This is a genomic window from Kitasatospora sp. NPDC127067 (assembly GCF_042724755.1).
GTDB classification, from domain to species: Bacteria; Actinomycetota; Actinomycetes; order Streptomycetales; family Streptomycetaceae; genus Kitasatospora; species Kitasatospora lactacystinica.
Genome location: NZ_JBHXEM010000207.1, coordinates 1 through 9,610 on the forward strand (window position 1 = coordinate 1; position 9,610 = coordinate 9,610).

1 protein-coding gene is annotated in these 9,610 nt (G+C 72.6%); it reads left to right on the forward strand.

The genetic code is table 11. The annotated features are described in order from the left end of the window. Positions 1–9,610, forward strand: a 9,610-nt coding sequence (locus tag ACFWJ4_RS39580; RefSeq protein WP_380553783.1) for an amino acid adenylation domain-containing protein, incomplete at both ends; no start/stop codon positions are given.

A 9,610-nucleotide genomic window follows, 5' to 3' on the forward strand; every position in this document is an offset into this window, starting at 1 on the left:
TTCGACGCGGGTGTGACGGGTCTGTACGGGGCTCTGGTGTGCGGTGGCGAGGTGGTGGTCGCCGCGTTGGACGACGCTCTGCCGGGTGTGTTGGGCGGTCGTCGGCCGTCGTTCATGAAGGTGACGCCGAGCGCGCTGGCGGTGCTGGACTCGCTGGGCGATCGGGTGAGTCCGACGGGCCGGCTGATGGTGGGCGGTGAGGCGGTCCAGGCGGCGGCGGTGGCGCAGTGGCGCGAGCGGCACCCGGGTGTCGTGGTGGTGGACCACTACGGTCCGACGGAGGCGACGGTCGGGTGCACCGACTTCGTGCTCCCGGAGGTGCTGGACGGGTCGGAGGTCGTCCCGATCGGCCGGCCGATGTGGAACACCCGGGCGTATGTGCTGGATTCCGGGCTGCGTCCGGTCCCGGTGGGTGCGGCGGGTGAGCTGTACATCGCCGGTGCCCAGCTGGCGCGCGGCTACCTGGGCCGTCCGGACCTGACGGCGGAGCGGTTCGTGGCCTGCCCGTTCGGCGAGGCGGGGGAGCGGATGTACCGCACCGGCGACCTGGCGCGGTGGCGCGCCGACGGGGCGCTGGAGTACCTGGGCCGTACCGACGACCAGGTGAAGGTGCGCGGTTACCGCATCGAGCTGGGCGAGATCGAGTCCGTCCTGCTCGGCCAGGCCGGCGTGGCACAGGGTGTGGTGATCGTCCGCGAGGACGTCCCCGGCGACAAGCGGCTGACCGCCTACGCCGTCCCGGACATGGATGCGGACGTGGCGCTGGATGCCGTCGCGCTGCGGGATGCGCTCGCGACGGCGCTTCCCGACTACATGGTCCCGTCCGCGGTCGTGCTGCTGGAGGCGCTGCCGCTGACCGTCAACGGCAAGCTGGACCGTCGCGCCCTGCCGGTCCCGGACCGGACCGCCGAGCTGGAGGCCTCCTACCGCGCCCCCCGGACGCCCGAGGAGATCCTCCTGTGCGAGGCGTTCGCCGAGGTCCTCGGTCTGGAGCGGGTCGGCATCGACGACAACTTCTTCGAACTCGGCGGGCATTCGCTGCTGGCGGTGACGCTGGTGGAGCGACTGCGTTCCCGCGGTCTGCAGGTGTCGGTGAAGGCGCTGTTCCAGGCGCCGACGCCGGCCGGACTTGCGGCCGTCGACGCAGGCCAGGCGTTCGTGGTGCCGGAGAACCGGATCCCGAGCGACGCGACCGCGCTGACTCCGGACATGATCACGCTGGCCGAGGTCACCGAGGACGATCTCGCGCGGATCGTGGAGCAGGTCCCGGGCGGTGCGGCGAACGTCGCCGACGTCTACCCGCTGGCGCCGCTGCAGGAGGGCATCTTCTTCCACCACCTGCTGGACGCCGACCAGGGCCGTGACGTCTACACCCTGCCGACGGTGCTGGGATTCGACTCGCGGGAGCGGGTCGACGGATTCGTGTCCGCGGTGCAGGCGGTGGTGGACCGGCACGACATCCTGCGGACGGCCGTGCTGTGGGAGGGACTGTCCCAGCCGCTGCAGGTCGTGCTGCGGCAGGCTCCGCTGGTGGTGTCAGAGATCGCCCTGGCGGCCGGCGCCGGTGACGACGCGGTCGCCCGGCTGCTGGCGGCGTGCCCGCCGTCGATGGACATCCGCCGGGCACCTCTTCTTGATCTGACTGTCACTCAGGATGCTTCTGGTGGCCGGTGGTTGGTCGCGCTTCGCAGCCACCACCTGATCCGCGACCACCAGGCGCTGGAAGTCCTGCTGGACGAGGTGCGGGCGCACCTGGAGCAGGAGGAAGACCGGCTGCCGGAGCCGGCGCCGTACCGCGACTTCGTCGCGCACGCGCGAATGGCGGTCACGGCCGAGCAGCACCGCGCGTTCTTCGAGCGGGCGCTCGGGGAGGTGGAGGAGCCGACCGCGCCGTACGGCGTGCTGGACACGCGCGGCGACGGCGGCGAGGTCGGTGAGACGCTTGTCGAGCTGTCGGAGGAATTGGCCGACCGGGTACGCGAGTTGGCGCGTCGCCACGGTGTGAGTGCGGCGGCGTTCTTCCACCTGGCGTGGGCGCGGGTCGTGGCGGCGACGACGGGGCAGACGCATCCGGTGTTCGGCACGGTGCTGCTCGGCCGGATGGACGCGGGAGGTGCGGCGAGCCGTACGCCGGGTCTGTACATCAACACGCTGCCGATCCGGGTCGACGCCACCCAGCGACTGGGCGACGGACTGCGGGCAGCACAGGCGCAGTTGGCCGAGCTGCTGACCCATGAGCACGCCCCGCTGACCCTCGCCCAGCAGGCGACCAGCCTGCCGGCGCAGAGCCCGCTTTTCACCTCGATCCTCAACTACCGTCACAGCAAGCAGCGTTCGGAGTCCGGTCAGGGGAACCTGCCGGAGACCGGGATCGCGGGCATCGACATCCTGTACGCCCATGAGGGCAACAACTACCCGTTGACGGTGTCGGTGGACGACACCGGCGCCGGGTTCCGGTTCACGGTGCAGGCGTGCGCGCCGATGGACTCGGCTGTGGTCTGCGGTCTGCTGTGCACGGCGGTGGAGAATCTGGTCGGCGGGCTGGAGCAGGACTCCGCCGCCACGCTCGACCGGATCGCGGTTCTGGACGCCGGGCAGCGGGAGTTGGTGCTGCGCGGGTGGAACGACACCGTGCGTGAGGTTCCGGTGGGGACGTTGCCGGGGCTGTTCGAGGCTCAGGTGGCGCGGACGCCGGATGCGGTGGCGGTGGTGTTCGGCAGTGGTGCGGCGCGTGAGGTCGTGTCGTATGCGGAGTTGAACGAGCGGGCGAACCGCTTGGCGCACCTGCTGGTCGAGGGCGGTGTCGGCGCCGAGGATCTGGTGGCGGTGTGTCTGCCGCGCTCGGTGGAGCTGGTGGTGTCGTTGCTGGCGATCGGGAAGGCGGGGGCGGCGTATCTGCCGCTGGACCCGGACTATCCGGTGGAGCGTCTGGCCTCCACCTTGGAGGACGGTCGTCCGGCGGTGCTGGTCACCGACAGCGTGACGATGGGCGGAGAGCTGACGGGTGGTGTCCGGCGGATCGACCTGGACAGCCCGGACACCGTCAGCGCCCTGAGTGTGCAGGCGGTTTCGAATCCGGCGCGGGTGGGTCACGGGCCGCAGAGCCCGGCGTACGTGATCTACACCTCGGGGTCGACGGGTCGTCCGAAGGGTGTGGTGGTTGCGCACGACGGTGTGGTGAACCGTTTGGCGTGGATGCAGGAGGACTACGGGCTGACCTCGTCGGATCGGGTGTTGCAGAAGACTCCGGTCGGGTTCGACGTCTCCGTGTGGGAGTTCTTCTGGCCGCTGACGACGGGCGCCACCCTGGTGGTTGCCCGTCCGGACGGGCATCGTGATCCGGCGTATCTGGCGGAGGTGATCCGTGCGGAGGGTGTGACGGTCGCGCACTTCATTCCGTCGATGATGCAGGTGTTCCTGCTGGAGCCGGCCGTGCGGACCTGCACGTCTCTGCGGGCGGTGTTCGCGAGTGGTGAGGCGTTGTCGCCGGAGCTGCGTGACGCCTTCCTGCGCGACCTCGGCGTGTCGCTGCACAACCTGTACGGGCCGACGGAGGCGTCGATCGACGTCACCGCCTGGGAGTGCGTGCCGGGGACGGCGACGGTGCCGATCGGTGGGCCGGTCGGCAACACCCGGGTGTACGTGCTGGACGCGGCCCTGCGTCCGGTTCCGGTCGGTGTGGCAGGCGAGTTGTACCTCGCCGGTGTGCAGTTGGCACGTGGGTATCTGAACCGTCCGGGGCTGACGGCGGAGCGTTTCGTGGCCTGTCCGTTCGGCGAGTCCGGGGAGCGGATGTACCGTACGGGTGACCTGGCGCGTTGGCGCGAGGACGGCACGCTGGACTACCTGGGCCGGACCGACGACCAGGTGAAGGTGCGCGGTTACCGCATCGAGCTGGGCGAGATCGAGGCGGCCGTCCTCGGTTGGTCGGGTGTCGCGCAGGCGGCCGTGATCGTCCGCGAGGACGTTCCGGGCGACAAGCGCATTGCCGCCTACGTGGTGCCCGCCGCCGGTGCGGAGGTGGACACCGCCGAGATCCGGGCCGGGCTGGGCGCCGTCCTGCCGGAGTACATGGTCCCGTCCGCGATCGTGCTGCTGGACGCGCTCCCGCTGACGGTCAACGGCAAGCTGGACCGCCGCGCTCTGCCGGCCCCCGAGATCACCGCGATCCAGGAGGCCTACCGGGCGCCGCGCACGGCGGACGAGGAACTGCTCTGCGAGGTGTTCGCCGAGGTCCTCGGGCTGGAGCGGGTCGGCATCGACGACAACTTCTTCGAGCTCGGCGGTCACTCCCTGCTGGCCGTCACCCTGGTCGAGCGCCTCCGCTCGCGCGGCCTCCAGGTCTCGGTGCGGGCGCTCTTCCAGGCCCCGACGGCGGCCGGACTTGCGGCCGTCGACACCGGCCGGGCCTTCGTGGTGCCGGAGAACCGGATCCCGCAGGACGCCACCGCGCTGACTCCGGACATGATCACGCTGGCCGAGGTCACCGAGGACGATCTCGCACGGATCGTGGAGCAGGTCCCCCGCGGTGCGGCGAACATCGCCGACATCTACCCGCTGGCGCCGCTGCAGGAGGGGATCTTCTTCCACCACCTGCTGGACGCCGACCAGGGCCGCGACGTCTACATCGTCCCGGTCGTTCTGGGCTTCGACTCCCGCGAGCGCGTCGAGGCGTTCGTGACCGCGCTCCAGCACGTCGTCGACCGGCACGACATCCTGCGGACGGCCGTTCTGTGGGAGGGCATCTCCCAGCCGCTCCAGGTCGTCCTGCGCCAGGCGCCGTTGGCGGTCGAGGAGGTCGTCCTCACCGGGGACCAGGGCGATGACGCGGTGGCCCGGCTGCTGGCGGCCTGCCCGTCGTCGATGGACATCCGTCAGGCGCCGATGCTTGATCTGACGATCACTCACATTACCTCCGGCGGAAGCTGGTTGGTCGCTCTGCGCAGCCACCACCTGATCCGCGACCACCAGGCTCTGGAGATCCTGTTGGACGAGGTGCGAGCGCACCTGGAGCAGGAGGAGGGCCACCTGCCGGCCCCGGCGCCGTACCGCGACTTCGTCGCCCACGCTCGCCTGGCGGTCACCGCCGACCAGCACCGCGCCTACTTCGAGCGGGCGCTCGGTGACGTCGAGGAGCCGACCGCGCCGTACGGCGTCCTGGGCACTCGCGGCGACGGCAGTGACACCGGCGAGGCGATCGTCGAGCTGTCGGCCGAACTGGCCGAGCGCGTCCGCGAACAGGCGCGTCGCCACGGCGCCAGTGCCGCCGCGCTGTTCCACCTGGCGTGGGCGCGGGTCGCGGCGGCGACGACCGGGCAGACGCATCCGGTGTTCGGCACGGTGCTGCTCGGCCGGATGGATGCCGGGGACACGGCGAGCCGCACCCCGGGCCTGTTCATCAACACCCTGCCGATCCGGATCGACGCCACCCGGCCGCTGGACGCCGGACTGCGGTCGGTCCAGGTCCAGTTGGGCGAGCTGCTGCGGCACGAGCACGCCCCGCTGGCGCTCGCCCAGCAGGTGGCCGGACTCCCCACCCAGAGTCCGCTGTTCACCTCGCTCCTCAACTACCGCCACAGCAGGCCGCGTTCGGAGTCCTGTCAGGGGAACCTACTGGAAACCGGGATCGCGGGCATCGACATCCTGTACGCCCACGAGCGGAACAACTATCCGTTGACGGCTTCGGTGGACGACACCGGCGTCGGCTTCCGGCTCACGGTGCACGCGGCCGAGCCGATCGGCTCCGACACCGTCTGCGGCCTGCTGCACACCGCCGTCGAGAATCTGGTCGGCGCCCTGGAGGCGCACCCCGCCGCCACGCTGGACACGGTCGCCGTCCTGGACGACCGTCGGCAGGACCAGCTGCTGCGCGGTTGGAACGACACCGCGCGGGAGCTGCCGGCCGCGACGCTGCCGGAGCTGTTCGAGGCGCAGGCCGCCCGGACGCCGGACGCGGTCGCGTTGGTGCGCACGCGCGCCATGGACCCGGACACCACGGACACCCCGGACCACGAGACGCTGACCTACGCCGAACTCGACGCGCGCGCCGGCCGCCTGGCCCGCGTCCTGGCCGGCCACGGGGTCGGGCCGGAGTCGCTGGTCGCCGTCGGCATGCACCGGTCCACGGAGCTGGTCACCACCTTCCTGGCGATCGCCAAGGCGGGCGGCGTGTTCGTCCCGCTGGACCTGCGTTCGCCCGAGGCGCGGACGGCGGCCGTCCTGGCGGACGCCCGGCCGCACCTGCTGGTGGCCGACTCCGCCCTGCGGGAGCACGAGGTCGTGCGCACGGCCGAGGCGCAGGGCACCCGGGTGGTCCTCGTCGACGCCGACGTCCTCGCCGCGTCCGCAGCGGACGGCGCGGACAGCTCGGACGGCGCGGACACCATGGAGCCCGTGAGCCCGACGCGGGTGCTGCCGGACCAGGCGGCGTACATCATGTACACCTCCGGCTCCACCGGCACCCCCAAGGGCATCGTCACCACGCACGCCGACGTCGCCGCCCTCGTGCGGGACTCGCGCTGGAACGTCGGCCCGGCCGACCGCGTGCTGTTCCACGCCCCGCACGCCTTCGACGCCTCCACCTACGAGCTGTGGGTCCCGCTGGTCCACGGCGGCAGCGTCTCCATCGCGCCGGAGGTCAAGCTCGACAGCGCCACCCTGCACCGGCTGATCGTCGACACCCGGGCCACCCACGTCCACGTCACGGCCGGGCTCTTCCGCGTCATCAGCGAGGAGAGCCCCGAGATCTTCGCCGACGTGACGGAGGTCCTCACCGGCGGCGACGTCGTGCCGCCCACCGCGGTCACGCGGCTGCTCGACGCCCTCCCGCACCTGACCGTCCGCCACCTGTACGGCCCGACCGAGACCACGCTGTGCGCCACCCAGCACCCGATGGCCGCCCGGGCCGAGCTCGGGCACACGCTCCCCATCGGCAGCCCGATGGACGACACCCGGGTGTACGTGCTGGACGCCGCGCTGCGGCCGGTGCCGGTGGGGGTGCCCGGCGAGCTGTACATCGCCGGCACCGGGCTGGCCCGGGGCTACCTGAACCGTCCGGGCCTGACCGCGGAGCGCTTCGTGGCCTGCCCGTTCGGCGGGCCGGGGGATCGCATGTACCGCACGGGCGACCTCGCCCGCTGGCGCGAGGACGGCACGCTCGACTACCTGGGCCGCACCGACGACCAGGTGAAGATCCGCGGCTTCCGGATCGAGTTGGCGGAGATCGAGTCCGCCCTGCTCGCCCGGCCGGGCGTGGCCCAGGGCGTGGTGATCGTCCGCGAGGACGTCCCCGGCGACAAGCGGCTGACCGCCTACGTGGTGCCCGAGGCGGGCGCGGCGGTGGACACCGCCGCCCTGCGCGCGGAGCTGGCGGCGGTGCTGCCGGACTACATGGTCCCGTCCGCGGTGCTCGCCCTGGAGGCGCTGCCGCTGACGGCCAACAGCAAGCTGGACCGCCGTGCTCTCCCGGCACCGGACCACGCGGCGGCGCTGGAGGCGTCCTACCGGGCGCCGCGGACACCGGAGGAGCAGCTGCTGTCCGAGCTGTTCGCGGACGTCCTGGGCCTGCCGCAGGTCGGCGTCGACGACGACTTCTTCGAGCTGGGCGGGCACTCGCTGCTGGCCACCCGGCTGGTCAGCCGCGTCCGTTCGGCGCTGCGGGTGGAACTGCCGCTGCGGGTGGTCTTCGAGAGCCCCACCGTGGCCGCGCTGGCGCCCCGGCTGTCGAAGGCGGAGCAGGCCGCGCCCGCGCTGGTCGCCACCGCCCGCCCGGACGTGGTGCCGCTCTCCCTGGAGCAGCGCCGGATGTGGTTCCTCAACGAGCTGGACGGCGCGAACGCGGCCTACAACATCCCGCTGGCGCTGCGGTTCGCGGGCGCCCTGGACCGGTCGGCGCTGGCGGACGCCCTGCGGGACGTGGTGGCGCGGCACGAGGTGCTGCGGACGGTCTTCCCGGCCCCGGCGGGGGAGCCGCGGCAGCGGGTCCTCGCCGTGGACGAGTACCGCTGCGAGCTCGCGGTGGTGGAGGCGGCCGCGGCCGACGTCGACGGGCTGCTGGCCCGGGCGGCCGCCCGCCCGTTCGACCTGGCCACGGAGATCCCGATCCGGGCGACCCTGTTCGCGGTCGGGCCCGAGGAGCACGTCCTGCTGGTGGTGATCCACCACATCGCCGGCGACGGCTGGTCGATGCGCCCGCTGGCCCAGGACCTCTCGTCCGCCTACACGGCGCGCAGCACCGGCGGCGCGCCCGACTGGGCCCCGCTCCCGGTGCAGTACGCCGACTACACGGTGTGGCAGCGCGAGCTGCTCGGCGCGGACGACGACCCGGGCAGCGTGCTGAACCGTCAGCTCGCCTACTGGGAGAAGACGCTCGACGGCACCCGGCAGCAGCTGGAGCTGCCGGCGGACCGTCCGCGCCCGGCGGCGCTGACCCACCGCGGCGGGGTCGTCGAGCTGACCGTCCCGGCCGGGCTGCACGAGGAGCTGACCAGGCTCGCCCGGGCCGAGGGCGTGACCATGTTCATGGTGCTCCAGGCGGCCCTGGCCACGATGCTGTCCCGGCTCGGCGCGGGGGAGGACATCCCGATCGGCACGGCGGTCGCCGGGCGTACGGACGCGGCCATGGACGACATGGTCGGGTTCTTCGTCAACACCCTGGTCCTGCGGACGGACCTCTCCGGTTCGCCGACGTTCTCCGGCCTGCTCAACCGGGTCCGCGAGGCGGGACTGGAGGCGTTCGCGCACCAGGACGTCCCGTTCGAGCGGCTGGTGGAGAGCCTGGCCCCGGCCCGCTCGCTGACCCACCACCCGCTGTTCCAGGTCATGCTGGTCCTCCAGAACAACGAGGGGGCCACGCTCGACCTGCCCGGGCTGGACGTCAGCGGCCTGCCGAACGGCAGCTGGCCGGCCAAGTACGACCTCGACTTCACCTTCGAGGAGTGCTTCACCGCCGACCGGCGCCCGGCCGGCCTGCGGGGCCGCATCGTCTACGCCCGGGACCTCTTCGAGCACGGGACGGCCGAGCAGTTCGGCGCCAGGCTGCACCGGGTGCTCGCGGCGATGGCCGCCGATCCGCGCCAACCGGCCCACCGGGTCGAGGTGTTGGGCGAGGCGGAGCGGGAGCTGGTGCTGTTCGGGTGGAACGACACGGCGCGTGAGGTGCCGGCGGTGACGCTGCCGGAGCTGTTCGAGGCGCAGGCGGTGCGGACGCCGGGTGCGGTGGCGGTGTCGGACGCGGCGGGTGGTGTGACGTACGGGGAGTTGAACGAGCGGGCGAACCGTCTGGCGCACCTGCTGGTCGGGGGTGGTGTGGGGCCGGAGGACCTGGTCGCGGTGTGCCTGCCGCGCTCGGTGGAGCTGGTGGTGGCGCTGCTCGCGATCGGCAAGACGGGGTCGGCGTACCTGCCGCTGGACCCGGAGTACCCGGTCGAGCGGCTGGCGGCGACGGTGGCGGACGCCCGGCCGTCGGTGCTGGTCACCTCCGGTGCGACGGCGGGGCTGGGCCTGGGCGTTGGCGCCGGGGTGCGGCGGATCGACCTGGACGCCGCGGAGACCGCCGATGCGCTGAGCGTGCTGCCGGTGTCGGATCCGGAGCGTGCGGGCCACCGTCCGG